This window comes from Mycobacterium sp. Root135, from assembly GCF_001426545.1.
Classification (GTDB): domain Bacteria; phylum Actinomycetota; class Actinomycetes; order Mycobacteriales; family Mycobacteriaceae; genus Mycobacterium.
This window is the reverse complement of record NZ_LMEZ01000008.1, coordinates 283,609-310,476: the sequence shown is the minus strand read 5'-3', so window position 1 is coordinate 310,476 and position 26,868 is coordinate 283,609. Positions and strand designations below refer to the sequence as shown.

Sequence of the window (26,868 nt, the reverse complement as noted above, 5' to 3'; positions counted from 1 at the left end):
CGCCATGGATTGGCTCAGCGAGTGGTGGCAGGCCGAGGTCGTCGACGGCTACAAGGGGCCGCTGCTGCTCAGCTTCACTGCGTTCGTGGTGACGTTCCTGACCACCCGCACCATCACGCGACTGATCCGGGCGGGCAAGGGGCCCTTCCACAACGTCAGCAGCGGCGGGGTGCACATGCATCATTCGACGCCCGGTGTGGTGCTGCTGATCGTGGGCGGGTTCAGCGGCGTCGGTTCGCCGCCGCTGTCGGTGTGGACCTACCTCGCGGCGTTGTTCGTGGGAATCGGCGCCTCACTGGTGCTCGACGAGTTCGCGATGATCTTCCGGCTGCAGGACGTTTACTGGACCCAAGAGGGCCAGCTGTCGGTGAACGTGGTGACGTTGGCCGCCGCGTGCGTGGGCCTTGCGACGGTCGGGGTGTCCCCGGTCAAGGTGCACGACATTCCGCCCGAGTTCGCCGCGGTGCGCTATGCGGCCGTCGGGCTGCTGCTGGTCAACTTCGCCCTCGTCGCCGTGGCGGCACTGAAGGGCAAGTACCCCACGGCCTTGCTTGGGCTGTTCGTCTCGCCCGTCGCGTGGGTGGCCGCCGTGCGGCTCGCTCGTCCGACGTCGCCGTGGGCCCGCTGGCGCTACGGCCCGAAGAAGCGCGCTCGAGCCCAGCGGCGGGCCGCCGCCTTCGACGATCGATGGGCGCCAATCAGGCGACATTGGGACGACTTGATCGGTGGCACACCGACACTCGCGAATCCGCCGTCAGACCACCCCGCCGACCAACCTGCCGTCGACCACTGATTCGAGGACGACGCGCATGGCGTCGGCACTCTGAGTCCACGAGAATTCGCCGCTGCGCAGTTGCGCCTTGACGCCGAGTTGCTCGCGCAGCACGTGATCGGTCAGCAGCCGGTCAAGGCGCGACACCAAGTCGGCGTGGTCGTCGGCCAGCAGACCGGTGACGCCGTCGACGATGGAGTCCGTCAGCCCGCCGGAGGACCGGTATCCGATGGTCGGGACGGCGTGTTGCGCCGCCTCCGTGACGGCCAGCCCCCATCCTTCCTTGCGGGACGGCAGCACGTGCACCCAACACTGTTGCAGCACTTCGTGTTTCGCGTGGTCGTCGACGTGGCCGTGAAAGGTGACCGCGTCGGTGATGCCGAGGCGGGCGGCGTGCTCGACGAGCCGGTCGCCCCACCAGCCGCCGCCGACGACGTCCAGGTGCAGGTCCGGTGTCCGCGGCAGAAGTTCGGCGACGGCGTCGAGCACGTCCTCGATCTGCTTGTGCGGCACCAGCCGGGACAGCACGGCCACGCGCGGCGTCGTCGACCGCGGCAGCGTCAGGGTCTCGGCGGGCGCCTCGTCCAGACCGTTGCGCACCACGGCGACGTGGTGCGGGTCGACGCCGAGGTCGGCAAGGTCGCGGGCCGACGGCAGCGACACCGTGACGTACTGGTTGCCGCGGTGCAGGCGCGGGGACAGCGTGGACTCGACGAACCAGCCGATCCGGCTCATCAGCGGACCGGCGACCGGCCATTGCTCCCGGTGGCAGTGGTGCACCAGCAGTACCGACCGCCGCCCGAATGCCAGCCGCGCGAGGAACGGGATGCCGTTCTGGCTGTCGATCACGACGTCGGGCCGCACCCGCCGCAGCGGGCCGAGACCGACGCGCGACGCGACCATCGCCAGCCCGGCGTGGATGTACACGCCGTAGCGGCCGCCGCCCCGGCTGACGGTCACGCCGTCGAGCACCTCTCGGCGGGGCGCGCCCGGGTAGCGGGCGGTGCGCAGGGTGACCTCGACGCCGTCGGCCGCCAACTGGCTGCCGATGCGCTGAAGGTAGGCCTCACTGCCGCCGCCCTGGGGGTGTCCGGTGTCGCGCCAGCACAACAGCAGCACGGACTTCAGCGGACGGTCGGACATCGCAGACCAGCTTAAGCCCGGCGCTGAATACAGTTGGTCCATGCGCGCCACCGACCTCTTCGCCAGGCAGGCCACGCTGGCGAGGTCGGTGCGGCTGCTCGGCGAGTTCCGCTTCGAGCAGACCGACCCGCCCCGGTTCTACGGTGCGCTCGCCGACGACACCGTCGCCCTGGTCACGGCGCTCGTCGACGGCGACCCGACGGGGTTGACCCTGCTCGACGTCGGCGGCGGCCCCGGGTACTTCGCGTCCGCGTTCGAGGCAGCGGGCCTGCAGTACCTGGGCGTGGAACCCGACGCCAGTGAGGCGCACGCCGGAGCCGCGCTGGCGGCGACATCCAGGTCAGGCCCGGCTGGTGCCCCGGGCGCAGGCACGTTCGTCAGGGCGTCGGGCATGGCGCTGCCGTTCGCCGACGATTCCGTCGACGTCTGTCTGTCCTCCAACGTCGCCGAACACGTGCCGGACCCGTGGCGCATGGGCCGCGAGATGCTGCGGGTCACCAGGCCGGGCGGGCTGGTGGTGCTGTCGTACACGGTGTGGTTGGGTCCGTTCGGCGGCCACGAGATGGGGCTGACGCACTACCTCGGCGGGGCGCGCGCGGCCGAGCGGTACACCCGCAAGCACGGCCACCGACCGAAGAACGACTACGGCTCGTCGTTGTTCGCGGTGTCGGCCGCCGATGGCCTGGCGTGGGCCGACAGCACCGGGATGCTGGTGGCCGCTTTTCCCCGCTACCACCCGCGATGGGCGTGGTGGATGACGCGCGTGCCCGTGCTTCGGGAGTTTTTGGTCAGCAACCTGGTGCTGGTGCTGCGGCCGTCGTGACGGCCTGAATTGCAACAGGTTCCAGTTTGGCGGTTCGGTGGGTAATGTGAGTTTCATGACACAGAGCACTGCCTTCAAGACCGACTGGGACAAGCTGTTCATCGGCGGCAAGTGGGTCGAGCCGTCCACCTCCGAGGTCATCGAAGTGCACTCCCCCGCCACGGGTGAGCTGGTCGGCCGCGTTCCCATGGCAGCCGAGGCCGACGTGAACGCCGCCTGCGCCGCCGCCCGCAAGGCCTTCGACGAGGGCCCGTGGCCGCACACGTCGCCCGAGGACCGGGCCGCCGTGCTCGGCGCCGCGGTGAAGCTCATGGAGGAACGCGCCGACGAGTTGAAGTTCCTGCTGGCAGCCGAGACGGGCCAGCCGCCAACCATCGTCGACATGATGCAGTACGGCGCCGCAATGTCGTCGTTCAACTACTTCGTCGGGGCAGCCGACAAGTTCACCTGGCAGGACGTCCGCGACGGCATCTACGGCCAGACGCTGGTGCTCAAGGAGCCGATCGGCGTCGTCGGCGCGGTCACCGCGTGGAACGTGCCGTTCTTCCTGGCGGCCAACAAGCTGGGCCCGGCGCTGCTGGCCGGCTGCACCGTCGTGCTCAAGCCTGCCGCGGAGACGCCGCTGTCGGTGTTCGCGATGGCCGAGATGTTCGCCGAGGCTGGCCTGCCCGAGGGCGTGCTGTCGATCGTGCCCGGCGGGGCCGAGACCGGTCGCGCGCTGACCGCCAGCCCTCTGCTGGACAAGTACACGTTTACCGGCAGCTCCGCCGTCGGCAAGGAGGTCGCCAAGATCGCGGCCGAGAACCTGAAGGCCTGCACGCTGGAGCTCGGCGGCAAGTCCGCGGCCATCATCCTCGAGGACGCCGACTTGGACTCGACGCTGCCGATGCTGGTGTTCTCCGGCCTGATGAACTGCGGGCAGGCGTGCGTCGGCCAGACGCGCATCCTGGCGCCGCGGTCGCGCTACGACGAGGTGGTCGAAAAGCTGTCGGCCGCCGTCGCCGCGATGCCAATTGGGTTGCCGGACAACGCGGGCGCCATGATCGGCCCGTTGATCTCCGAGCGTCAGCGCGAGCGCGTCGAGGGCTACATCAAGAAGGGCGTCGAGGAAGGCGCCCGCATCGTCACCGGCGGCGGCCGGCCCGAGGGCCTGGACGGCGGCTGGTTCGTCGAGCCGACGGTGTTCGCCGACGTGGACAATTCGATGGTCATCGCGCAGGAGGAAATCTTCGGCCCGGTGCTCGTGGTGATCCCGTTCGACGACGAGGCCGACGCCATTCGCATCGCCAACGACTCGGCGTACGGGTTGGCCGGCAGCGTGTACACCACCGACTTCCCGAAGGCCGTCGAGATCGCGAAGAAGATCCGCACCGGCACGTACGCCGTCAACATGTACGCCTTCGATCCCGGTGCGCCGTTCGGCGGCTACAAGAACTCGGGTATCGGCCGCGAGAACGGACCCGAGGGCATCGAGGCGTACTGCGAGGCCAAGAGCGTCCTGCTGCCGTTCGGGTACACGCCCTAGCGTTCGCGCTTCACTCTGCGTCCACTGCGGGAAAGTGCGAGTAACCCTCGCAGTGGGCGCAGAGTCGCGTCAGAAGGCGTCCTCCGCCAGCTCCATCGCGTCGAGTTCGGTGTTCTCCACCGCGCGGCGGTCGGCACTCAGCCGGGGTAGCACGTTGGTCGCGAAGAACGTTGCGGCCGTGATCTTTCCGCGGTAGAACGCCTGGTCGCGATCGGAGGGCTGCCCGTCGAGCGCCGTCAACGCAACCTCGGCGTGCCACAGCAGCAGCCATCCGATCAGTAGGTCGCCGACGGCGAGCAGGAACGGCACCGACTGCAGCCCGACGCGGTACACCTCGCGGGGGTCGTTACTCGCCGCGACGTAGTAACCCGTCAGGGTGGCCACCATCGCCTGCACGTCCGCGGCGGCGGTCGCCAACATGCCTCGGTAAGAGGCCAATTCGGGCCGACCGTCCTGGCGTTCAACGAAGGCCCGGATTTGGCCGAGCAGGTGTTCCAGCGCGACGCCGCGGTCGCGCGCGATCTTGCGGAAGAAGAAGTCCTGCGCCTGGATCGCCGTGGTGCCCTCATAGAGAGAATCGATCTTGGCGTCGCGGACGTACTGCTCGAGCGGATAGTCCTTCAGATAGCCCGAACCACCCAGTGTCTGAAGCGATTCCGCCAGATACTGATATGACCGCTCCGACCCGACGCCCTTGACGATCGGCAGCAGCAGGTCGTTGACGCGTCGGGCGACGTCGGCGTCGGCACCCGACACCAGCTCTGCGACGACGTCGTCCTGGTGGGCGGCGGTGTAGAGGTATAGCGCCCGAAGCCCCTCGGCGTAGCACTTCTGCATCAGCAGGGAGCGCCGCACGTCGGGGTGGTGCAGGATGGTCACCTTCGGCGCCGTCTTGTTGGTCATCTGGGTCAGATCGGTGCCCTGCACCCGCGTCTTGGCGAACTCGAGCGCGTTCAGGTAACCGGTCGACAGCGTGGCGATCGCCTTGCCGCCCACTGCCATTCGGGCGAACTCCATGATCTTGAACATCTGGACGATGCCCTCGTGGGTGTCGCCAACCAGGTAGCCCACCGCCGGGGTGCCGTGCTGCCCGAACGTCAGCTCGCACGTCGCCGAGGCCGTCAGCCCCATCTTGTGTTCGAGCCCGGTGACGTAGACGCCGTTGCGCTCGCCGGGGGCTGCCGTCTCGGGGTCGGGCAGGAACTTCGGCACCAGGAACAGGCTGAGCCCCTTGGTGCCCGGCGCCGCGCCGACCGGGCGCGCGAGCACCAGGTGGGCGATGTTCTCGAAGAGGTCGTCGCAGTCACCGGAGGTGATGAAGCGCTTGACGCCGTCCAGGTGCCAGGTGCCGTCGGTCTGCTCGACGGCCTTGGTGCGCCCGGCGCCGACGTCGGAGCCCGCGTCGGGCTCGGTGAGCACCATGGTGGCACCCCAGTTGCGCTCGACGGCCAGTGCGGCCCAACGCTTCTGCTGTTCGTTGCCGACGTTGTACAGGACGTCCATCATCGGCGGGCCGTCGAGGTAGAAGAACGCCGCAGGCAGTCCGCCGACCAGGAACTCGTTGATCGCCCAGCGGACCATCGCGGGGGCGGGCAGTCCTCCGATGCCCTCGGCAAGACCGATGCGCGTCCACTCGCCGCGTTGCCACGTCAGCACCGACTCCTTGAACGCCGCGGGCAGGGTCACCGCGTGCGTCTGCGGGTCGAACGTCGGCGGGTTGCGGTCGCTGTCGGCGAACGACGCCGCCAGCGGACCCTCGGCTTGGCGGGCGGCCTCGGCCAGCATGCCGAGGACGTCGTCGACCTCGAGACCGTCGAATTGGCCACTGCTGAGCGCCTTTTCGAGACCCAGCACGTCGACGAGGTTGAACGCCAGATCTCGGACGTTGGCTTTGTAGTGGCTGATTAGAAGGCTCCCTCGTCGAGGTCCATGATGGCCAGGTCGACCGTGTCGATGATCTTGCGTTCGGCGGTGAGCCGCGGCAGAACGTTGGTGGCGAAGAACTTGGCGGCGGTCACCTTTCCGCGGTAGAACGCCCGGTCGCGTTCCGACGGGCCGCCGTCGAGTGCGTCCAGGGCGATCTCGGCGCCGTTCAGCAGCAACCATCCGATGAAGAGGTCGCCGACGGCCAGTAGGAACGAGACCGAGCCGAGGCCAACCCGATACAGGTCACGCGAATTCTGTTGAGAGGCAATCAGATAACCGGTCATGGTGCCGACCATCGCCTGCACGTCGGCCAGCGCCGTCGCCAGTCGCACTCGGCAGTCGGCGAGTTCCTGACGTGCCGACTCGGCATCCAGGAAGGCCTGGATCTCCCCGGCCACGTGGGCGAGTGCCCCGCCCTGGTCGCGGGCGATCTTGCGGAAGAAGAAGTCCTGCGCCTGGATCGCCGTGGTGCCCTCGTACAGCGAGTCGATCTTGGCGTCGCGGATGTACTGCTCGATCGGATAGTCCTGCAGGAAGCCCGAACCGCCGAAGGTCTGCAGCGCCTCCGTCAGCGTCTGATAGACCCGTTCGGACCCGACGCCCTTGACGATGGGCAGCAGCAGGTCGTTGACGCGGCCCGCCATGCCGGCGTCCGCGCCGGAGACGACATTGGCCGCCGCCACGTCCTGGTGCGCCGCGGTGTAGAGGTACAGCGCGCGCAACCCCTCGGCGTACGCCTTCTGCGTCAGGAGTGCCCGGCGGACGTCGGGATGGTGCAGGATGCTGACGCGCGGTGCGCTCTTGTCGGTCATCTGCACGAGGTCGGCGCCCTGGATGCGGGTCTTGGCGTAGTCGAGGGCGTTCAGGTAGCCGGTCGACAGCGTGCTGATTGCCTTGGTGCCGACCATCATTCGCGCGTACTCGATGATCTTGAACATCTGCGCGATGCCGTTGTGGGTGTCGCCGACCAGGTAACCGACGGCGGGGGTGCCGTGCTGGCCGAACGTCAGCTCGCACGTCGCGGACACCTTGAGGCCCATCTTGTGCTCGAGTCCGGTGACGTAGACGCCGTTGCGCTCCCCCGGCGCCCCGGTCTCGGAATCGGGCAGGAACTTGGGCACCATGAACAGCGAGAGGCCCTTGGTGCCGGGGCCGGCGCCCTCGGGCCTGGCCAGCACCATGTGCACGATGTTCTCGAACAGGTCGTCGGAGTCGCCGCTGGTGATGAAGCGCTTGACGCCGTCGAGGTGCCAGGTGCCGTCGGGCTGCTCGACGGCCTTGGTGCGCCCGGCGCCGACGTCGGAGCCCGCGTCCGGCTCGGTGAGCACCATGGTGGCACCCCAGTTGCGCTCCACCGACATTGCCGCCCAATGCTTCTGCTGCGCGTTGCCCTCCTCGTGCAGGATGCCGGCCAGCACCGGTCCGGCAAGGTACATGAAGGCTGCTGGCTGCGCGCCGAGCGGGAACTCGTTGATCGCCCACGCGAGCATCGACGGCGCGGGGACGCCGCCGACGTCCTCGGACAGACCGATGCGGAACCACTCGCCCTGCTGCCAGGCCCGGAACGACGCCTTGAAGGCCTCGGGAAGCGTCACCACGTGGGTGTCTGGGTCGAAGGTCGGCGGGTGTCGGTCGGAGTCGGCGAAGGACTCGGCAAGCGGGCCCTCCGCCAGCCGCGCCGCTTCGCTCAGCATGTCGCGGATCGACTCCGCGTCAAGATCACCGAACTCGCCGGTGGCGAGCACCTTCTCGAGTTGGAGGACCTCGAAGAGATTGAATTCGAGGTCGCGCACGTTGCTCTTGTAGTGGCCCACGTCTAGCGCCTTTCAGGATCGAACCGCGCCATGAAGCGTAGTCCGATCGGGAGCCGCTAGCCATGAAAATGGATATGCACAGGCCCATAGAAAGTCACGCCGGCCGTGACGTGGAATACATCTCTGGCCCTTCGGCGTTCTCACCACTATGCTCGACACCATAGTTAGGGAGGCACCCATGTGGGTCGTCGAAGTCAACGTCCTCGGTCGTCGTTTCAACTGCACCGTCGACTACCGGCGCCGCCCACAGGCTGGCCACGCTCGCACCAAGCCGTGGCGCGACCGGATGCACCGTCAGTCGGGTGCCGCCGCTTGATGCCCTCTCCCGTCGACGTCAGCCCTGCCAAGCGGGGCACGACACGGGACCGGATGCTGTCCGCCGCCTCCGACGTCCTGCGCGAGAAGGGCGCCGCCGGGGTCACCATCGACGAGGTCCTGGTCCGCAGCGACGCCCCCCGCGGATCGGTGTACCACCACTTTCCCGGCGGTCGCAGTCAGCTGTTGACCGAGGCGTTGCAGCACGCGGGCAATGCAATCACGGAACTCATCGACGAGGCCGCCACGCGCGGCAGCGCCCCGTTGATACGCCAATTCGTCGCCTTCTGGGAGCACACCCTGGCCGAGAGTGACTTCGCCGCTGGCTGTCCGGTGGTGGCGGCCGCGATCGGCTCGGCCGACGCCGAGCCGGCGCTGACCCCCATCGCCGGTGAGATCTTCGACCGCTGGCGGGCGGCGCTCAGCCGCGCGTTCACCGCCGACGGGTTCGGCGACACCGACGCCGCGTCGTTGGCCGTCATCAGCATCGCGGCATTGGAGGGCGCCGTCGTGCTGTGCCGCGCATCTCGCACCGCAGAACCACTGCGGGAGGTGGCCAGGCAGGTCGAATTCCTGATCAAGTCACGGGAATTCGTGCATCGGTTCGGGCTGCCGGCCCAACCCTAGGGCGACAGCAGAATCCGGCTCAGCTGCGTCGTCGTGGCGACGCCGTCGTCGTAGCCGCCCTCGTCGCCGAGCGCGTTCATGATCGCCAACGTGTAGCGCTGCTGCGGCCCGGCAAAGCCCACCGAGTTGACCACCCAGCCGCCCTGCTCCTGCGACCAGCCGTTCTTGTTGCCCGGTGTCATCGCCGGGCCTGCTCCCCAAACTCCCCACTGCTGGTCGGCGTCGACGCGCTGCATCTCGGCGACCACGGCGGTCGCATCGGCCGGACTCAGGCCGGTCAGTACGTAGCTCATCAGCCCGTCCAGGTCGTCGGCCGTGGCCTTTTGAAAGCCCCAGTAGGGGAACACGTCGCCAAAACCTCGCTGGGGCACCACGTTCGGCATCCCGTAGCGCGGAAAGTTCGCGTTGAACGCGTTCGCCTCACCGCTGTATCGGGACCACAGTGTGTCGGCGGCGTCGTTGTCCGAGTTGCGCAACATGGCCACCATCAGGCGCCGGTCGGCGTCGGTGAGGGTGATGACGCCCGCTCGCTGCCTGGTGAGCAGGTCGGCCACCATCGCCAGCTTGATCGTCGATGCCGTCCAGATCGACGTCGCGGCGTTGGCATTGCGGTAGGTCGCCCCCGTCGCACGGTCGCGCAGCACGAATCCCACCGTCCCAGGACGGGTTTGGAGGTACTGCTCGGCGATCGCGATGCGTTGCGTTAGACCGCATTCCGCCGCGGCGGTGCCACACGGCGCGCCGGTCGACGGCGGAGCGCCGGAGAGCAGGGCCAGCAGTGCGACGACGAGGACGATCGCGGAACGTCGCATCGGTCAGCGCAGCCCGTTCTCGATCGCGGTGCGCAGATCGTCGACCGCCCGAGGGCTGACCTGCTCACCGTTGACGAAGAACGTCGGGGTGCCCTGGACGCCGAGGGCCATGCCGTCGTCAACGTCGACCTGGATGCGCTCCGCGGTGGCGGGGTCGGCGTACGCCGCGTCGTAGGCGGCCATGTCGAGGCCGAGTTCGGCTGCGAATCCGCGGAATACGTCGTCGGCGGGAGTGCGCCGTTCGCCCCACTGGGCCTGGGTCTCGTACATCGTGCGGTACATCGCCTCGAGTCTGCCCTGCTGGGCGGCCGCCTCGACCGCGCGGGCGGCGCGCTCGCCGTTGACGTGCCCGGGGAGTGGGAAGTAGCGCAGCACGAACTCGACCCGGTCTCCGTAGTCGGCTCGCAGTTGCTCGACGACCGGGTACGCGGCCCGGCAGCCCTCGCACTCGAAGTCGAGGAACTCGACGAACGTCACCACGGCGTCGGGAGGAGAGTTCAGGCGGCGGCTGTCGTCGCGAACCACCGCTGGGGCGCTGGTGTCCGCCAAGGCCCGGTCGGGGCCGTCGTCACGCCGGCTGATCAGGACAATCACCGCGCCGAACACGACCGCGACGATGGCGGCCGCGGTCACCCAGATCCGGCGCGCAGTCGTTCTCGGCAACAGTCCCCCTCACGAACCTACGTACTGAGTACGTAGGAGCCTAGCCGAGGGCGGGTTCAGTGGTGGCAGAGCACGTTGACCACGACGGGTACCGCGATCGTCGCCGCGATCGTGGCCGACGTCGCCACCCCATGACACCACCGCGTCGACCGGTTCGCGGGGTCGAGCAGACGGCGCGCGCGGGCGGCGGTCGCCGTGGCGGCCATGGCCAATCCAGCCGCGGGCGGCAGCGGCGAGGCGAGCGCGAGCATCCCCGCCACGAGTGGCCGCGGACCGTGCCGCCGGGCTGCCCTGTCGTCCGCGCACATCTCCAGCAGATCGGCCACCGCGGCCGCGCCACGGGTGAACAGTGGAAGGTGTGCCAGGCTGGCGGCCAAGGCGCGCAACACCATCAGAAGGTGGTGGTGCCGGCCGGCGATGTGGGCGGCTTCGTGGGCGAGCACCGCGTCGAGTTCGACACCGTCGAGCGCCCGCACCGCAGCCGTGGTCACGACGATCGTGCCAGGCCTGCCGACGACGCAGTACGCCGCGGGCCGGTCGCCGGCCACCACGAACACCCCGTCGGTGCCGGTGGGGGTTCCGACGATCCTGGCCGCGTCCGCATGCTCGGCACTGTGCGCGCGCAATCCGAGAACCGTTCGGCCGACGCCGAACGTCACGACCGCCGAAATCAGCACACCGACGGCCAGCAGTCCCGTCGCCCCGAACGCTCCAAGCATCGCCTCGCGCTCCGGTACGCCGAGAAGTTCGAGGCACAGCACGACGACCGACGAATTGGGGCCGCCGCGCACCAGCGACACCGCGACCACGACGACGGCCACCACCCAGGCCGTCAACACACCGGCCATCGCGGTCACCCAGGTCGCGACGCCCAGCCGCGGACTGGTGCCGCGGCGCGTCAGCCACGACAACGGCGCAGGCGCCAGCCAGCTGACCATCGCCCCGTACAGCAGCAGGTAGACCGTGCTGGTCACGTGCGACGCCCGGACCCGCCGTGCCGCAGCGCCGCCCTCAACTGGGCCGACTCCTCAGCCGTCATCTGTCCGACGAAGAACGCCAGCACCGCCTCGGTGTCGCCGCCCGCACTGAACGCCGCCCGCATCAGGTTCGCCGAGCGTTCCTCGCGCGTCATCGTCGGCCAGTACCGGTACGCCTTGCCCTGGCGGTCCCGTCGCACCCAGCCCTTGCGGTGCAGATTGTCCATCGTGGAAAGCACCGTCGTGTAAGCGATTTGACGGGTGCCGGTGAGCTCGTCGAACACGTCGCGGACGGTGACGCCGTCCTCGCGCGCCCAGACGCGGTCCATCACCGTCGCCTCGAGATCGCCAAACCCTCGCTGCTGCATCGTCACCTCCCACCGATCGCGCCCTTGAATCTAGCCGCCGCCCCGCTCCGACACTGCCCATCGCGCACAGACGAAGTCGGCGTTGCGGCCGACCTCCCGCAACGACCACTCCGAACGCAGCGGCAGCACGCGCGCACCCGTTCCAAGCGAGCACGGCGCATACGACACGATCATCTCGTCGACGAGTCCCGCGGCGGCGAACTGCGCGGCGACGTCGCCGCCGCCAAGCACCCACACGTCCCTGTCCGCCGCGGCCGCCACCAACTCGGGGTGCAGGTCCACGACGTCACCGGCGAACGTCGTCACGGGGTGGCCGTCGGCCACGATCTCGGGCCGATGCGTGAGCACCCAGCTCGGCTGGTCGTACATCCAGTCCCCGGGTTGGTTCACCAGCAGCCACTCGTAGGTCGACGCACCCATGACGATCGCTCCGACACCGTCGGCGAAGGCCTCGTACCCGAAGGCGCCCGTGGGGTCGACGGCGCGCGAGGTCAGCCAGTCAAGGCTGTTCTCGTCGTCGACGACGAACCCGTCCAAGCTCGACGCGGTGTAGTACACGGTTGCCATGTCAACTCCTCCTCATCCAATCCAATGGGTCACCCGTGCCTGCAAACACGCCGTGCCGGTTGAGCATCGACCGGGTCAGCTCCCGCCGATGCGCCGAATAGACCAGTACGTGAGCGACGATGCCGTAGAGCTGAAACGACTCGGGCGGATCGCACAGCGCGTCGATGACGGTGTCGCCCAACCGTCCCCGTTCGGCGTGGTCGGCGACCATCGCCGTCCAACGCGTCGCGATGGCGGCGTGGTCGACGGCAAGCGTTGCCGCCGTGCGCATCTCGGGGCGACGGGGTTGGTCGCGGCCCTCGATGCTGGCGAGCCACACCTCCTTCGTCCAGACGGCGGCACCGAGCACGGCGCCGACGCTGGGTTCCGGGCCGTCCCAGTCGAGCACCGTCTGCCCCGGCGAAACATGCTCTTGCCATTGGTCTTCAATCAGTTGGCCGGCCGTTTCGATCAGGTACGCCGTGTCGGCCACGTCGTGGGCCACCATCAACTGGGACACCTCGGGCGTGACGGCGTCCTCGACGCTGGTCAACCACAACGACTCCGGTGGATGGAAGTGCAGACCGTTGGGTGCGGCCAATCGGAACTCCACCTCCGCGGCTCGCGACGGGGGCACGCCGAACGAACGTCGGAAGGCACGCGAGAACACCTCCGGTGACGACCAGCCTTCCTCGGCGGCCACCGCGGCAACGCCTTCCCCGCGCTGCAGTCGCCATGCGGCACGTTCGAGCATCACCCGACGCCGTATCGCGGCGGGCGGCTCACCGGCGAGGCGGCTGACCTGTCGGGAGAAGTGAAACTCCGACGAGTGGCTTCGCCGCGCCATCTCGGCGACGTCGGTGTTGTCACCGTCGACCACGGCGTCGAGGAGCTCGCGCAGTCGGTCGCGTCGTCCCTGGCAGGGGGGTTGGTCCGGCACGTCGCTCACAGTCATCGAGTATGGCCGCGCCGCTCGGCAAGCGACATGACGATTCCTGCTCTGCCACCGCACTACACTCGGCTGTCCAGTGAGCGAATTCGCAGCGTTGCGTGCCGACGACGCCGAACTGGCCGGGCTCCGCTCGGCAGTCCGGGCGTTCCTTGCCGCCGATCGGGAGACCTTCGGGTGGACACCCGCGGTGGACTGTTGGTTGTCCAGCTGGGACACCGACTTCAGCACCAGGCTCGCCGAGGCCGGCTTCATCGGGCTGACCATCCCGACCGAATACGGCGGGCGCGCACCGGCCGACGGCACCGGTTACCTGCATCGCTACGTCGTCACCGAGGAGCTGCTGGCCCACGGCGCACCTGTCGGGGCGCACTGGATCGCCGACCGTCAGGTCGCCCCCGGCCTGTTGGCGTACGGGACCGAGGAGCAGCGTCGCCGCCTGCTGCCGCGGATCGCCGCGGGGCGGCTGTACTCGTCGATCGGCATGAGCGAACACGGCGCAGGCTCGGATCTCGCGGCCGTCCAGTCCCGGGCGACGCGAACCGACGACGGCTGGCGTCTCAACGGTACGAAGGTGTGGACCAGCGGCGCACACCTGGCACACCAGATCGTCGTGCTGGCCCGCACCAGCCCGCTGGATCCCGAGCATCGGCACGCCGGCTTCAGTCAATTCGTCGTGCCGACCGACCTGCCGGGGATCACGATCAGCCCCATCGTCCTGATGAACGGCGAGCATCACTTCAACGAGGTGCAGTTCGACGACGTCCGGCTCACCGACGGCGACGTGCTCGGCGAGATCGGTGCGGGGTGGCACCAGGTCACCTCCGAGTTGGGGTTCGAACGCAGTGGCCCCGAACGCATTCTGTCCACGGCCACGATGCTGTTCGAGGTCGTCAAGGCATTGGGCCGCAAGGACGTCGACGACCGGACCGCCGCCGCGGTCGGCGACATCGTCGGGCGGATGATCGCGCTGCGGCAGATGTCGGTGTCGGTGGCCCGCGCGCTCACCGCCGGCGAGGACGCCAACACCCGGGCGGCGATGGTCAAGGACCTGGGCACCCGGTTCGAACAGGATTCGGTGGAACTCGCCGCCGACCTGATCGACGGAGTCGACGGACCCGAGGGCGCGCGGCTGCGCGCGATGTTGACCGTCGCCAGAGTGCATTCGCCGCTGTTCACGCTCCGCGGCGGCACCAACGAGGTACTCCGCGGCATCGTGGCGCGAGGGGCGAGGACGACGTGAACGACGTGAACGACGAACTCACAGCGCTCGTCGACGAGATCGGCCGCCGCTCGTTCGACGCGCGGGTGGGCCGGCACGGGTTGCCGGAACGCTTCGACTCCGACCTGTGGCAGGTCTTGGAGAGCTCGGGACTGACCCGGTTGACGACCGAGCAGGGCGCGGATCCCGCCGACGCCGCGGTCGTACTCGGCGGGTTGGCCCGTTACGCGGCGGCCGTGCCCGTCGCCGAAACCGACCTCCTCGCAACGTGGTTGGCTGGACAGGCGGACCTGACGGTCCCCGCCGACGGTCCTCTCACGGTGGCGATCGCCGACGTCGACCCCAGCGGTGATCGAGTCATGGGCACCGCGCGCGACGTGCCGTGGCCCGACGCGGGGCCGGTGGTGCTCGCCGCCCGCTCGGCCGACGCCACCTTCGCCGCGGTGCTCGACCCGGGGTCGACCACCTCGACGCACAATCTGGCAGGCGAGCCGCGCGGGGACGTGTCGTTCGATCTCTCGTCGACCGACGTCGTCCGGCTCTCCCCCGGTGTCGCAGACGAATTGGTGCGGCGAGGCGCGTGGGCGCGGTGCGTCCAGATCGTCGGCGCCTTCGACGTGGCTGCGCGGCTCACCGCCGCCCACATCGGCGAGCGCGTCCAGTTCGGCCGCCCCCTCGCAACGTTTCAGGCCGTGCAGCATTCGATGGCGAACCTCCTTGGCGAGGTCGAAACAAGCCGAGCAGCAACGAATTTAGCGACGTTCGCGGCCCTCGACCATGGCTTCGACAGCCCCGAGGCAGATTACGCGGTGACGGCGGCGAAGGTCGCGGTGGGCCGTGCCGTCGCCCCGGTCACCACGATCGCCCACCAGCTGCACGGCGCCATCGGCGTGACGCTGGAACACCAGCTGTGGTTGGCGACCATGCGAGCGCGCAGCTGGGCCGACGAGTTCGGCTCCACGGGTTGGCATGCCACCCGCCTCGGTCGGATGGCGCTGGCGGCCGACGATCCGTGGACGGTCGTCGTCGGCCCTCCCCCGCGCACCTAGGCGTCGAGAAGCTGGCCCACCCTGGTCAGCACCACATCAGGGGCCGCCACGTCGGACAGATCTATGCCGAAGGCGTTGGTCAGCGCGTCGACGACCTGATCGGCGGTGTCGAAGCGGGTCTTCTCCGTCCCCCCGGCCCGATGAACGGCGAGGTTGCGGCCGCGTAGGTTCCATCGCGCGTCGTCGGTCACCAGGGCCGCGGTCAAGCCCGTGACGAAGTGCGACGTGGGGTGGGTCGAGACGTACCAACTGCCGACTTCGAGATCGATTCGCGGCTGCGGCTTCTCGGTGAACTCGTAGAGCGCCTGCCACGTCCCACGCACCTGCGCCTGCAGCACCAGTCCCTCGGTGCCCTCGGTCAGGCGGTAGGGCTCGTGTCGGGTCGGTTGCTCCACGCCCACCGTCAGGTCGATCGGAGAGGTCAGCGTCTGACCGCCGAATCCGACGTCCACCAGCCAATGCCCCGCGACGCCGGGCACCGTCACCGCGAGCACCTGGTGCGTCCGGGCTGGCAGAGGGCCACCCGGTTCGCTCATCCACACCACGCGCCCGGCGTACCGGTCCACGCCGTAGCCGAGCCGTTCGAGGACGTAGCCCAGTAGGCCGTTGTGCTCGTAGCAGTAGCCGCCGCGGCGCCGGTGCACCAGCTTGTCGACCAGGGCATCGGCACCCAGGTCGAAGACCGGCACCCCGAAGACGGGGTCGAGGTTCTCGAAGGGGATCGACCTGTTGTGGGCGGCGACGAGCTCGGCAAGCACGTCGCCGGTCGGGTCCGCGGGTCCGCGATATCCGATCCGGGCGAAGTAGGCGGTCAGGTCGACGTCTGTCATGACTACATGCTGCACTTCCGTCGACCGGAACTATGGTGAGTCATGATGAAATTGACGCCGACGACATGGTTCGCCGTCGCGACGGCCCTCGTGACCTCGGCGATGGTGACCACCCCGCCTGCAGGCGCAGCCCCAGGAACGGCGAGCTCGCCGATGCCGATGTCCGGTCAGTGGCGCGCGTGTGACTTCTCGAAGTTGAAGTCGGTCGCCGCGGTGGGCGACGCGCGACCCGTCGCGCACGTCCGCACCGACGGCTCCGGCATGCTCGTCGCGACTGTCGACGTGGCCACCGCCGTGCCGAACACACGGTACGACGTTCGGGTGATCCAGATGCCTCGACCGTCGCTCGGATGCGGCCCTGGCGCGCCGGGCGTGGTGACCGGCACGCTGCAGACCGACGCGGTCGGCGGCGGCTCGACGACGTTCGGCGGCCCCGTCGCGAGCGGCGCCACCGGTGCCTGGGTGGTTCTCGAGCGGCCGTCGCCATACCGGCAGGTCCCCGCCGAGTTCTACACCACGGAGTTCATCGCGTCCGTCTGAGGATTACCGCGTCCGAGGGTGCCCCGGGTAACCTGGAACTAGAACACGTTCCACTTTCCGCAGGGAGCACTCGTGAACGCGAACGACACCGATCCGGTCGACATCGAACCCACCGCCGTCACGAAGTGGGACCCGGGCCTCACCGAACGCGTGATGGGCATCCTCCGTCCGCTCATCAAGGGCTACCACCGCGCCGAAGTGCGCGGCCTCGATGACTTCCCCAAGGGCGGCGCCCTGGTGGTCGGCAACCACTCGGGTGGGCTGTTCGCGATGGACGTCCCGGTGTTCGCGACGGGCTTCTACGAGAAGTTCGGGTTCGACCGCCCGGTGTACACGCTGAGCCACGACATCATCTTCACCGGCCCGACCGGCGACTTCTTCCGCAAGACCGGCTTCATCCCCGCCAACCACGAGAACGCCGACGAAGCGCTGCGCTCGGGTGGCGTGGTGGTCGTCTTCCCCGGCGGCGACTACGACGTCTACCGCCCGACGCGGTCCGAGAGCAAGATCGACTTCGCCGGCCGCACCGGCTACGTGCGCGCCGCCGTCAACGCCGGGGTGCCGATCGTGCCGTCGGTGTCGATCGGGGGCCAGGAGGCGCAACTGTTCCTGTCCCGCGGCGAGGGAATGGCCAAGGCGCTGCGACTCGACAAGTTGCTGCGCGTCAAGATCCTGCCGATCTCCTTCGGCTTCCCGTTCGGACTCTCGGCGGTGCTGCCGGTCAACGTGCCGCTGCCGACGAAGATCGTCACGCAGGTGCTGCCGCCGATCGACGTCGTCGCCCTGTTCGGCGACGATCCCGACGTGGACGAAGTCGACGCGCACGTCCGTCAGGTCATGCAGCAGGCACTCGACGCGTTGGCCAAGCAACGCCGACTTCCCGTGCTGGGCTGACGCCCATGGCGCTGACCGACCCGCTCACCAACACCCTCGGCCTGCTGTCGACGATGGCGCGCGCGGGTGTCATCGCGCCCCTGCGTCCCGACAAGTACCTGCGCATCGGCGCCGCCATGGCGCGCGAGAACATGGGCATCACATCGGGTTTCGCCAGTGCCGCCCAGCGCTGTCCCGACCGGCCCGCCCTCGTCGACGAGATCGGCACCCTGACGTGGCGTGACGTCGACCAGCGGGCCGACGCCTTCGCCGCCGCACTTCAGGCGCTGCCGGGCGGCGCGCCGCAGACGATCGGCATCATGGCGCGCAACCACCGCGGCTTCGTCGAGTCGCTGATCGCCGCCAACCGCATCGGCGCCGACGTGCTGCTGCTCAACACGTCCTTCGCGGGACCCGCTCTCGCCGAGGTCGTTTCGCGCGAGGGGGTGGACGCCGTCGTCTACGACGAGGAGTTCACCCCGACCGTCGAGCAGGCCTTGGCCGAGCGCCCCGACGCGGTGCGGATCGTCGCGTGGCGCGACGGCCACGACCACGACCTGTCGGTCGAGACGATGATCGGCGAGCACTACGGCAAGCAGCCGAAACGGGCGAGCACCAAGTCCAAGGTGATCCTGCTGACCTCTGGCACGACGGGAACCCCGAAGGGCGCCAGCCATTCTGGCGGCAGCCCACAGACGCTCAAGGGCATTCTGGACCGCACACCTTGGCGGACCGAGGAGGTCACCGTCGTGGTGGCCCCGATGTTCCACGCCTGGGGTTTCGCGCAGCTGGCGTTCTCCGCGATGATGGCGTGCACCATCGTCACCCGGCGCAAGTTCGACCCCGAAGCGACGCTGAAGCTCGTCGACCGCCATCAGGCAACCGGATTATGCGTCGTCCCAGTGATGTTCGACCGCATCATGGCGTTGCCCGAGGACGTGCTCTCGCGCTACAGCGGGCGCTCACTGCGGTTCGCGGCAGCGTCGGGTTCCCGGATGAATCCCGACGTGGTGACCGCTTTCATGGACCGCTTCGGCGACGTCGTCTACAACAACTACAACGCCACCGAGGCGGGAATGATCGCCACCGCGACGCCCGCCGACCTGCGTGCCGCGCCGGACACCGCGGGAAAACCCGCAGAGGGCACCGACATTCGCATCCTCGACGCCGAGCGTCAGGAAGTGCCCACCGGTGAGGTCGGCACCATCTTCGTGCGCAACTCCACGCAGTTCGACGGCTACACCTCAGGTGCCACGAAGGACTTCGAGGGCGACTACATGTCCAGCGGCGACGTCGGGTACCTCGACGCCAACGGTCGCCTCTTCGTCGTCGGCCGCGACGACGAGATGATCGTCTCCGGCGGCGAGAACGTCTACCCCATCGAGGTGGAGAAGGTCCTCGCAGCGCATCCGGCGGTCGTGGAGGCCTCCGTCCTCGGCGTCGACGACGCGGAGTTCGGGCAACGACTCGCGGCCTTCGTGGTGCTGACCGACGGGTCGGCGACGCCGGACGACCTCAAGGCACACGTCAAGAAGAACCTCGCGAACTACAAGGTGCCGCGCAGCATCACAGTCCTGGAGAGTTTGCCGCGTGGCAGTACGGGCAAGATCGTTCGTCGTGATCTCCACACGCTTCTCGAAACGGACGGCAATGCGACGTAGGCACCCACTGCTGCGCTCCGTCGCCGAACTGCTCAACGCCGCCAACGCCGTCCAGCCGCTTGGCCGGGAGGGCTACGTCACGATTCCGGTGTTCTTCCTCGGCTGGCCGACGGGCGAGGCGGCGCCGGTGGTGGCAGGCGCCTCGATGGTGGACGCGGCTCGACGCGGGCTACGCGGTGACTTCGCGGGCACGCGTGGCAAGGTCGCGCTGGGGTTGACCGCATTGTCTTGGGCGGCTTTGGGTTTCGTCTACTACCGAAATGCAAAGTCGCAGGAGTGCTTCGAGGGGCCGCTTCGGGAGACCCTTGGCGACGACTACGCCGCCATCGCGGCCGAGGAGCGGCGCCGTCGCCGCGGCGGCGTGCTGCGAACGTCCTGGGCCCGGCGGCAATACGTCAAGAAGGACGACGTCATCCGGTACGGTCCGCACCGCGCCAACGTCGCCGACGTCTGGCACCGCGGCGACCTCCCCCGCGACGGCAAGGCACCCGTTCTTCTCCAGGTGCCGGGTGGCGCCTGGGCCATTGGCATGCGCCGCCCGCAGGCCTACCCCCTGATGACGCACATGGCCGAGCGCGGCTGGATCATCGTCTCGATGGCGTACCGGGTCAGCCCGCGCAACACCTGGCCGGCCCACATCGTCGACGTGAAGCGGGCGCTGGCGTGGATCAAGGAGAACATCGCCGAGCACGGCGGCGACCCGGACTTCGTGGCGATCACGGGCGGATCGGCGGGTGGGCATCTGACGGCGTTGGCGGCTCTGACACCCAACGACCCGCAGTGGCAGCCGGGTTTCGAGGACGCCGACACCTCGGTGGTGGCCGCGGTGCCGATCTACGGACGGTACGACTGGTTCACCAAGGAAGGCTCGGGCCGACCGGAGTTCATCGGCATCCTGCAGCGCTACATCGTCAAGAAGCGATTCGCCCAACACCGCGAGGTGTACCTCGACGCGTCACCCATCACGAAGGTGCGGGCCGATGCGCCACCGTTCTTCGTGTTGCACGGCACCGACGACTCGATCATCCCGGTGCAGGAGGGACGCGCGTTCGCCGAGGCGCTGGAGAACGCGTCGGACAACCCGGTGGCATACGCCGAGATCCCGCACGCCCAGCACGCATTCGACTTCTTCGGCTCACCGCACGGGGACTACACCGCGACGGCCGTCGCGCACTTTCTGGACTGGGTGAAGGCCAAGCGGGGTTAGCTCATGGCAAGACGGCGCTCATGGAAGGACGGTGTGCATGAGCATGACGTTGTACGCCGACCACAGCGACAGGTTGTAGTACAGCTCCTTGCCCGTCGACCACGGGTGCAGGTACGGCGCGTAGATGCCACCGGGAAACTCCATGTGGCTCACCAGCATCTGCTCGGGGCTCCACGGTCCCTGCGGTGTCGGTGACGTCCGCATCACGACGTCGTTGGCACCGTTGCAGTACAGGGCCAGGTACTGCTTGAGGTAGGTGTTGTACTGGGCCGACATCTCGCCGACCGGGCCGGGAATCACCGGGGTGGCGGCCGCCGGATTGCCCGGCACCCAGGCCCCGCCGTCGGCGTTCCAGTACTCGTATTTGGTGAGGTCGGGGATGAGGCTCGGTGCCACGCGTGCGAGGTAGGCCGAACCGCCGCGGCCGTTGGGAGTTCCGAAGGAGTACAGATACTGGTCGCCGGGTCCCCCCTTGAGGAACGCGCCCATCTGGAAGTTTTCGTTGCCCGCCCCCGGGGTGCGAATGGTGCCGGGGTACACGCCCCACGTCTCACCGTTGTCGGGGGACATCGCGATCGCCGAATAGTTGGTCGTCCAGGCGCCGTTGGCATCCCAACTCTTGATCGACATGAAGTTCATGTACTGCTTGCCGCCGGCGGCGATGCCCGCGGTGGGGATGATGCCCGTCTCCTGTGGCGCCTGCCCGATGGTGTTGACGACCTGCTTGGAGATGCCCGGCCGCCACACCGGCGAACCGGAGTACTTGTTGGCGACAACACCATTGGGCACGGCGACGGTCTTGGCAAGGGAGCGGTCCTGGCTGCGGAACAGCGCGTTGTACCGCCACTGCTTGCCGGGGATGCCGCAGTAGCCGTTGGTGTCGCCGAACGCCATCAACACCTGGTTGTTGGCGGGATCGCCGTTGTCCCACATGATTCCGAGATCGGTCCCGGTGATCGCGAACCGTTTGATGGTGTCGTTGGGGCTGTCCGGCCCGGTCACCCATCCGACCAGCGAGGTGCCAGGAGGCGCCGCCGACACCGGTGCGGGCGCTGCCACCGGGGCGGGGGCCGCCACCGACGGTTGGGCCACCGTTCCGTCGGGGCGCGGCGAGGGCACCACCGCGGCTTGCTGCTGCACGGGCGCGGCCGGAGGCGTCAGCGCCTTCAGAAGTGCCGGCAGCAGACCAAGTTTGGGCGTGGGGGCCGCGTCGTTGGCGCCGGTGGGCTTGTGCCCGATCGGCCGGTTGAACGGCGAGATGCCGGACGGGCTGGGAATCTGGAACGCCTGCCCCGGCAGGGGTTGGGCTTGCGCGGCCGCCCCCTCGCAGGGCTCGGCGTTGGCGGGTGGTGCGACGCCCACCACGGCGCAGAGTGCGATCACGGCCGCCGTCGCCACCGATGCTGATGCGGTTCGACGACGCGGCGACATGTGACACCTTCCACGGAGGACGTCACGACGACGCCAGCAACTTCTGCTGTGACGATAGTGACCCGTGGGGCGGTTGAGCTCAGTGAGTCATGGCTTGATATTCATCCGTGACCGTGTCGCAACCTTCGCGCGCCGAGTGGCCACCTGTTGCACGGTTTGCGGCGGTCGGCGGGAGACAACTGGCCGCTCGCGGGTCAGGCTAGGGGGCCATCGCCCCGTCGACCACCGTGAGCTCCTCGGAAAGACCAGCGGCACGCCGGATCTCGACGAACGCCTCGACCATGGCATCGGTCAACTCGTGCGCGTCGGCGAGCGTGGCACCGTCGGACAGCACCGACACGTTGAGCTGGTCGACGTAGCTCCACACCGTGATGTTGAGCCCGCTGCCGGTGGTCAGCGGGCCGACCGAATAGATCTCGGTGACCAGGGCTCCGCCCACCCGACCGTGCTCACGAGGGCCCGGCACGTTGGAAATGGGCAAGTTCAGCACCTTGTTCTGACCGTCCTTGTTGGCCAGCCAGCGGAACAGGGCTTCGGCGGGCGCCGGCGGGAAGTACGCCGACCATCGGCTCACCAACTCGGGGCCCATCAGATGGTGGGTCTCCTTCGCCGAGACTGCGGCGTCGTGCACGGCTCGCACCCGCTCGAGCGGATCGGCCAGCTCCACCGGAAGCGTCATCATCACCCCGGTGAAGTAGTTGCCCGAGATGCGGTCGCGGGAGAAGTCGAAACTCACTGGGACAGAAGCCAACAGCGGGTGATCCGCCTGTCCGTCGTACTGCTGGAGCAGCTGGCGCAACGCCCCCGCGGAGATCGCCAGCACCATGTCGTTGATGGTGACGCCCAAATGCTTGCCGGTCTGCTTGACGTCGACGAGCGGCAGCGTCGCCGTCGCGAACTTCCGGGTGGCGTCGACCATGTGGTTCATGAAGCTGGGCGGCGGGGTGAACGGTCGGGTCAGTTCCGGCCCCAGCTTGTGCGGGCTCTTGCGCACCCGACCCAGTCCTTGAGCGGTGTACCGCATGGTGGCGGGCAACCGGCCGATCTGACGCAGGTGGTCACCGAAGGCGGTGCGCACCAACTCCGCCTTGGTGGGCGCCGGGTCGGTGGCGTAGGAATCTCGGTCGTCGGGCGCGGTCTGCAGGTCCATCCCGCGCGCCATCAGATTCGCCGACGCCACCCCGTCGGCCAGCGCATGGTGGATCTTGCCGAGCACGGCGATCCGACCGTCGGCCAGCCCCTCGATGAAGTACATCTCCCACAGCGGCTTGCTGCGATCCAGCGGCGTGCTCGCGATCTTGCCGACGGCGTCGTCGAGTTGCCTGCGGCCACCCGGGCTGTCCACCCGGTACGGACGAATGTGGTACTCGAGGTCGACCTCGCAGTTCTCCCGCCACATCGGATGGTGGAACTTCAGCGGGATGTCGACCAGCTCGTAGCGGAACGGGCCGAGCTTGTGCAGCCGACTGTGGATGACCTTGCGAAAGTCCTCGACGCCGAACGTCCGGCCCTTCAACTCGTCGAGCGCGATGACCGCCAGCTTCAGCGTATGCATGTGCACGGTCGGCGTTTCGCTGTACAGAAGTACCGCGTCCCACCCGCTGAGCCTCTTCACGCGGTTATATAACCGCCCTTGCCGCCGCCGCCGTCTGGTTTCGGTGAACTTCGTTGAGGAACAACCCGATTGCCGTGGCCGTCGACCCCGTCCTGGCGCCGTCTGTCATGTCGAAGCCGTGTCCGGCGCCCGGCAACTCCACGTAGCCGACCACCGAACGGGACTCTCCGCGCAGTTTCTGGACGAAGTCCCGCGCCTGCTGCACGGGGATGACCGTGTCACCGCTGCCGTGGATCACCAGGAACGGCGGCGCATCGGCGTGGGTGCGGGCGATCGGTGACGCCCTGCGGAAGATCTCCGGGTGCCTGGCGATCTTGCGCTTCACCACGACGCGCTCCAGGAAGTCGACGAATCGAGCGCGCTCAACGGTGGACTTGTCCTCCCAGTCGTAGCGGCCGTAGATGCCGACGACCGCGTCAACCGAGGTGTCGGAGCCCTCGGGCAGCTCGCGCTGCATCTCCGGGTCGTTGGGGGTCAATCCGGCCAACGCGGCGAGGTGACCACCGGCGGACGTGCCCGCCACGGCGATGAAGTTCCGGTCACCGCCGAACTTGTCGACGTTGGCCCTGGCCCATGCGATCGCCGTCTTCACGTCGGTGATGTGTTGCGGCCAAGGATGATTGGGGGCGACGCGATAGTCGATCGACAGACACACCCAGCCCATCTCGGCCATGTGCGACATCAGCGCGTAACCCTGCAGGATGCGTCCGCCGTGCACCCACGCGCCACCGGGCAGGAAGATCATCACCGGGGCGGGCTGAACGGGCAACTCCTTGGGGCGCCACACGTCGAGCAGCTGAGATGGGCTGTCCCCGTAGCGCACCGAGGACCGGTAGACGCTGCGGCGGTGCTCGAGGGCCTTCCACACCGGCGGGGTGCGTTCGGGCGCGGGCCAGGTGATGGCGAGATCCTTTGCGGGGACCACGCCACGCAGCGCGGCCTGGGTGACCGAGGCAGTCGCGTCGCGCTGCTCCTTCTTCACCTCGCCGATGCCGGGGGTGAACCAGGACTTGACGGCGGCGCCCACGAAGTCCGGGGTGTGCCGAACACCCCAGATGCTCATCGCCGTGAAGCCGCCGAGCGGTTCGAGATGCTTGCCGATCACCGGCAGTGACGTCGCAGCGACGCTCGCCGCGAGCATGTAGTCGGCTGGCCCCGCCTTCATCAGCCACCGCACCCGCGTCGTCAGGGTGGGTCCGGGGTACCGGGTGTCCGGTCGAGCCGTCATTTCGCGAGAGTACCCCGGTTGAATGTGAGGTACACGACACTCTTGGGAATTTGTCTACTGGCTACTCGTCCTTGCCCGGCGCAGGCCGGTTCGCCACCACCGGGAACTGGCCCGTGTACCCCTCGCGTTCTTGCGCCACGGCCAGCACCCGCGACCTGACCGCGAACCAGCCGATGACCAGCGCGGGGACGATGACGATCAGGGACGCCACTGTCCACGTCCCGATGGGCGGGTCGAATGCCATCAGCACCAGCACGCCCACCAGGAACGCCAACGTGAGGTACCCCGTCCACGGCGTTCCCCACAACCGGAACGACGGGCGCTCCAAGATGCCCTTCTTGGACCAGCGATACAGCTGAATCTGGCAGATCACGATGGTGCCCCACGAGGCGATGATGCCCAGCGCCGCCACGTTGAGCACGATCTCGAACGCCTGAGCCGGGACGACGCCGTTGAGCAGCACGCCGAACAGTCCGATCACCGCCGTCAGGCAGATGCCGCCGTAGGGCACCCCCCGCTTGTTCATCAGCGACGTGAACTTCGGTGCGCTGCCGTTCATCGCCATCGACCGCAGGATCCGGCCCGTCGAGTACAGCCCGGCGTTGAGGCTCGAGAACGCGGCCGTCAGGACCACGATGTTCATGATCGTGCCTGCGCCGTCGACGCCGATCTTGGAGAAGAACGTGACGAACGGGCTCTCCCCCGACTTGTAGGACGTGTAGGGCAGCAGCAGACCGAGCAGGAAGACCGAGCCGACGTAGAACAGGGCTATGCGGGCGATGACGGAGTTGATGGCCCGCGGCATGATCTTCGCGGGGTTGGCCGTCTCACCCGCCGCCGTGCCGACGAGTTCGACTGCGGCATAGGCGAACACCACCCCGGAAGTGACGATGACGACCGGGAACAGACCGGTCGGGAACAGTCCGCCGTGGTCGGTGATCACGCTGAAGCCGGTGTCCTGGCCCTGGATCTTGTAGCGGCCCGCCAAGAAGATCGTGCCGGCCACCAGGAACGTCACCAGCGCGATGACCTTGATCAACGCCGCCCAGAACTCGAGTTCGCCGAACACCTTGACCGAGATCATGTTCATGCCGAGCACCAATGCCAGGGCGATCAGCGCGATCAACCACTGCGGGATGTCGGCGAAGGCCTTCCAGAAGTGGAAGTAGGTGGCGATCGCCGTGGAGTCCACGATCGCCGTCATCGCCCAGTTGAGGAAGTACATCCACCCGGCGACGAATGCCGCCTTCTCGCCGAGGAATTCGCGCGCGTAGGACACGAACGACCCCGACGACGGCCGATGCAGCACCAGCTCACCGAGCGCCCGCAGGATCAGGAACACGAACACGCCGCAGAAGGCGTACACCAGGAACAGCGCGGGACCCGCGCTGGCGAGCCTGCCACCCGCACCGAGGAACAGCCCGGTGCCGATGGCCCCGCCGATCGCGATCATCTGTAGCTGACGCGGCTTGAGGCCCTTCTCGTAGCCGGCGTCCTCGGTGGTGAACGCGGAGTTGTCGTACTCCTCCTGAGTTGCCTTGGGTTCGGTACTCATCGGGTCGCACCGTTCGACGGCGGTACCACCGGCGGCGGTTTCGAGGTGTCGTTGATGTCGCGGAACGTGAACGCGAACCCGAACACCGCCAGGACGGCGGCGATCGCGTACCCGACGATCGACCACCACCCCACGTGCAGATAGGCGGTGATGGCGACGATCCCCATCGCCAGGAACACCATGGACATCCCGATCAACGGGATCTTGGCAGTCAGGTCGATACGTGCCATGGCACCTACCTCGCGTCGTCGTCGAGCCGAAGCTTGGTTCTGCTCTCAGTAGACACCCGCGCCAACGGGAACGTGTCGGAAATCACGCCGACTCACAGGCAACCGAGACACGGAATGACGTCGAAGCCGGTCACGGTACGGCCGCAGACGTGGCGTCGCCTGCGAGG

General features: G+C 68.3%; 25 protein-coding genes and 1 pseudogene. 11 read left to right on the top strand and 15 right to left on the bottom strand.

Annotation, left to right across the window (positions count from 1 at the left end; translation table 11 throughout):
- Nucleotides 1–4 precede the first annotated feature (4 nt).
- Nucleotides 5–793, top strand: a complete 789-nt coding sequence (locus ASD37_RS25155; protein WP_056558020.1) for a hypothetical protein — start codon at nucleotides 5–7, stop codon at nucleotides 791–793.
- Here the strand turns inward: ASD37_RS25155 and ASD37_RS25150 are convergent.
- Nucleotides 755–1,915, bottom strand: a complete 1,161-nt coding sequence (locus ASD37_RS25150; protein ID WP_056558018.1) for a glycosyltransferase family 4 protein — start codon at nucleotides 1,913–1,915, stop codon at nucleotides 755–757. The two genes, ASD37_RS25155 and ASD37_RS25150, sit on opposite strands and share 39 nt — an antisense overlap.
- A 40-nt stretch (nucleotides 1,916–1,955) precedes the next feature.
- Here ASD37_RS25150 and ASD37_RS25145 point away from each other — a divergent pair, with 40 nt between their 5' ends.
- A complete protein-coding gene (locus ASD37_RS25145) occupies nucleotides 1,956–2,738 on the top strand; it encodes a class I SAM-dependent methyltransferase (protein ID WP_056558016.1) in 783 nt (260 codons plus the stop codon).
- A 55-nt stretch (nucleotides 2,739–2,793) separates the two neighbouring features.
- On the top strand, nucleotides 2,794–4,263 hold the full coding sequence (locus ASD37_RS25140; RefSeq protein ID WP_056558013.1) for an aldehyde dehydrogenase: 1,470 nt from the start codon (nucleotides 2,794–2,796) through the stop codon (nucleotides 4,261–4,263).
- A gap of 69 nt (nucleotides 4,264–4,332) precedes the next feature.
- Here ASD37_RS25140 and ASD37_RS25135 read toward each other — a convergent pair whose 3' ends face one another.
- Nucleotides 4,333–6,168, bottom strand: coding sequence for an acyl-CoA dehydrogenase (locus ASD37_RS25135; protein WP_056558328.1), 1,836 nt, complete (start codon nucleotides 6,166–6,168; stop codon nucleotides 4,333–4,335).
- Nucleotides 6,168–8,003, bottom strand: a complete 1,836-nt coding sequence (locus tag ASD37_RS25130; RefSeq protein WP_056558011.1) for an acyl-CoA dehydrogenase — start codon at nucleotides 8,001–8,003, stop codon at nucleotides 6,168–6,170. Before ASD37_RS25130 ends, ASD37_RS25135 begins: the two co-directional genes overlap by 1 nt.
- A 178-nt stretch (nucleotides 8,004–8,181) precedes the next feature.
- Between ASD37_RS25130 and ASD37_RS31685 the strand changes: the two genes are divergently transcribed.
- Nucleotides 8,182–8,319 (top strand): hypothetical protein, encoded by a 138-nt coding sequence (locus ASD37_RS31685; RefSeq protein ID WP_156721085.1) that lies wholly within the window; start codon nucleotides 8,182–8,184, stop codon nucleotides 8,317–8,319.
- Nucleotides 8,319–8,945 (top strand): TetR/AcrR family transcriptional regulator, encoded by a 627-nt coding sequence (locus ASD37_RS25125; protein WP_082570401.1) that lies wholly within the window; start codon nucleotides 8,319–8,321, stop codon nucleotides 8,943–8,945. Before ASD37_RS31685 ends, ASD37_RS25125 begins: the two co-directional genes overlap by 1 nt.
- Here the strand turns inward: ASD37_RS25125 and ASD37_RS25120 are convergent.
- The 6 genes from ASD37_RS25120 to ASD37_RS25095 are packed head-to-tail and all read right to left on the bottom strand — an operon-like array spanning nucleotide 8,942 to nucleotide 13,266.
- A complete protein-coding gene (locus ASD37_RS25120) occupies nucleotides 8,942–9,757 on the bottom strand; it encodes a serine hydrolase (RefSeq protein ID WP_056558007.1) in 816 nt (271 codons plus the stop codon). The genes ASD37_RS25125 and ASD37_RS25120 overlap by 4 nt on opposite strands.
- 3 nt (nucleotides 9,758–9,760) lie before the next feature.
- Nucleotides 9,761–10,420, bottom strand: coding sequence for a thioredoxin domain-containing protein (locus ASD37_RS25115; RefSeq protein ID WP_056558005.1), 660 nt, complete (start codon nucleotides 10,418–10,420; stop codon nucleotides 9,761–9,763).
- Between the two features lie 56 nt (nucleotides 10,421–10,476).
- Complete coding sequence (locus ASD37_RS25110; protein ID WP_056558004.1) at nucleotides 10,477–11,394, bottom strand: M56 family metallopeptidase; 918 nt, start codon at nucleotides 11,392–11,394, stop codon at nucleotides 10,477–10,479.
- A complete protein-coding gene (locus ASD37_RS25105) occupies nucleotides 11,391–11,765 on the bottom strand; it encodes a BlaI/MecI/CopY family transcriptional regulator (RefSeq protein ID WP_056558326.1) in 375 nt (124 codons plus the stop codon). Before ASD37_RS25105 ends, ASD37_RS25110 begins: the two co-directional genes overlap by 4 nt.
- Nucleotides 11,766–11,795: 30 nt before the next feature.
- Entirely contained in the window at nucleotides 11,796–12,332 is a 537-nt protein-coding gene (locus ASD37_RS25100; RefSeq protein WP_056558003.1) for a dihydrofolate reductase family protein, read from the bottom strand.
- Nucleotide 12,333: 1 nt separating this feature from the next.
- On the bottom strand, nucleotides 12,334–13,266 hold the full coding sequence (locus ASD37_RS25095) for a helix-turn-helix transcriptional regulator (protein ID WP_056558001.1): 933 nt from the start codon (nucleotides 13,264–13,266) through the stop codon (nucleotides 12,334–12,336).
- A gap of 73 nt (nucleotides 13,267–13,339) precedes the next feature.
- Here ASD37_RS25095 and ASD37_RS25090 point away from each other — a divergent pair, with 73 nt between their 5' ends.
- Together ASD37_RS25090 and ASD37_RS25085 are read left to right on the top strand one after the other, a co-directional pair.
- Nucleotides 13,340–14,503, top strand: a complete 1,164-nt coding sequence (locus tag ASD37_RS25090) for an acyl-CoA dehydrogenase family protein (protein WP_056558000.1) — start codon at nucleotides 13,340–13,342, stop codon at nucleotides 14,501–14,503.
- Between the two features lie 5 nt (nucleotides 14,504–14,508).
- Complete coding sequence (locus ASD37_RS25085; protein WP_056558320.1) at nucleotides 14,509–15,531, top strand: acyl-CoA dehydrogenase family protein; 1,023 nt, start codon at nucleotides 14,509–14,511, stop codon at nucleotides 15,529–15,531.
- On the opposite strand, the gene ASD37_RS25080 is transcribed toward ASD37_RS25085, so the two are convergent.
- A complete protein-coding gene (locus ASD37_RS25080) occupies nucleotides 15,528–16,361 on the bottom strand; it encodes an arylamine N-acetyltransferase (protein ID WP_056557997.1) in 834 nt (277 codons plus the stop codon). The two genes, ASD37_RS25085 and ASD37_RS25080, sit on opposite strands and share 4 nt — an antisense overlap.
- Nucleotides 16,362–16,406: 45 nt before the next feature.
- Here ASD37_RS25080 and ASD37_RS25075 point away from each other — a divergent pair, with 45 nt between their 5' ends.
- The 4 genes from ASD37_RS25075 to ASD37_RS25060 all read left to right on the top strand — a co-directional run bounded on the left by ASD37_RS25075 (nucleotide 16,407) and on the right by ASD37_RS25060 (nucleotide 20,642).
- Nucleotides 16,407–16,901 (top strand): hypothetical protein, encoded by a 495-nt coding sequence (locus ASD37_RS25075; protein WP_156721102.1) that lies wholly within the window; start codon nucleotides 16,407–16,409, stop codon nucleotides 16,899–16,901.
- A gap of 72 nt (nucleotides 16,902–16,973) precedes the next feature.
- Complete coding sequence (locus ASD37_RS25070) at nucleotides 16,974–17,795, top strand: 1-acyl-sn-glycerol-3-phosphate acyltransferase (protein WP_056557992.1); 822 nt, start codon at nucleotides 16,974–16,976, stop codon at nucleotides 17,793–17,795.
- A 5-nt stretch (nucleotides 17,796–17,800) separates the two neighbouring features.
- Nucleotides 17,801–19,435, top strand: coding sequence for an acyl-CoA ligase FadD12 (fadD12, locus tag ASD37_RS25065; protein ID WP_056557990.1), 1,635 nt, complete (start codon nucleotides 17,801–17,803; stop codon nucleotides 19,433–19,435).
- Complete coding sequence (locus tag ASD37_RS25060) at nucleotides 19,425–20,642, top strand: alpha/beta hydrolase (protein ID WP_056557988.1); 1,218 nt, start codon at nucleotides 19,425–19,427, stop codon at nucleotides 20,640–20,642. The genes fadD12 and ASD37_RS25060 overlap by 11 nt, the downstream gene beginning before the upstream one ends.
- An 18-nt stretch (nucleotides 20,643–20,660) precedes the next feature.
- On the opposite strand, the gene ASD37_RS25055 is transcribed toward ASD37_RS25060, so the two are convergent.
- The 5 genes and pseudogenes from ASD37_RS25055 to ASD37_RS25035 form a co-directional block, all read right to left on the bottom strand.
- Nucleotides 20,661–22,073, bottom strand: a complete 1,413-nt coding sequence (locus ASD37_RS25055) for a DUF4185 domain-containing protein (protein ID WP_056557987.1) — start codon at nucleotides 22,071–22,073, stop codon at nucleotides 20,661–20,663.
- A 199-nt stretch (nucleotides 22,074–22,272) separates the two neighbouring features.
- Nucleotides 22,273–23,688 carry a wax ester/triacylglycerol synthase family O-acyltransferase gene (locus ASD37_RS25050; RefSeq protein ID WP_056557985.1) on the bottom strand — a complete coding sequence of 472 codons (1,416 nt, stop codon included), beginning with the start codon at nucleotides 23,686–23,688 and terminating at the stop codon, nucleotides 22,273–22,275.
- 4 nt (nucleotides 23,689–23,692) lie between these two features.
- The gene (locus tag ASD37_RS25045; protein ID WP_056557983.1) at nucleotides 23,693–24,916 is read right to left on the bottom strand and encodes an alpha/beta hydrolase; all 1,224 of its coding nucleotides are present in this window, start codon (nucleotides 24,914–24,916) and stop codon (nucleotides 23,693–23,695) included.
- Between the two features lie 61 nt (nucleotides 24,917–24,977).
- On the bottom strand, nucleotides 24,978–26,471 hold the full coding sequence (locus tag ASD37_RS25040) for an amino acid permease (protein ID WP_056557981.1): 1,494 nt from the start codon (nucleotides 26,469–26,471) through the stop codon (nucleotides 24,978–24,980).
- Nucleotides 26,472–26,521: 50 nt separating this feature from the next.
- Nucleotides 26,522–26,701 (bottom strand): annotated as a pseudogene (locus ASD37_RS25035) (hypothetical protein); the annotation flags it as partial.
- Between the last annotated feature and the right edge of the window lie 167 nt (nucleotides 26,702–26,868).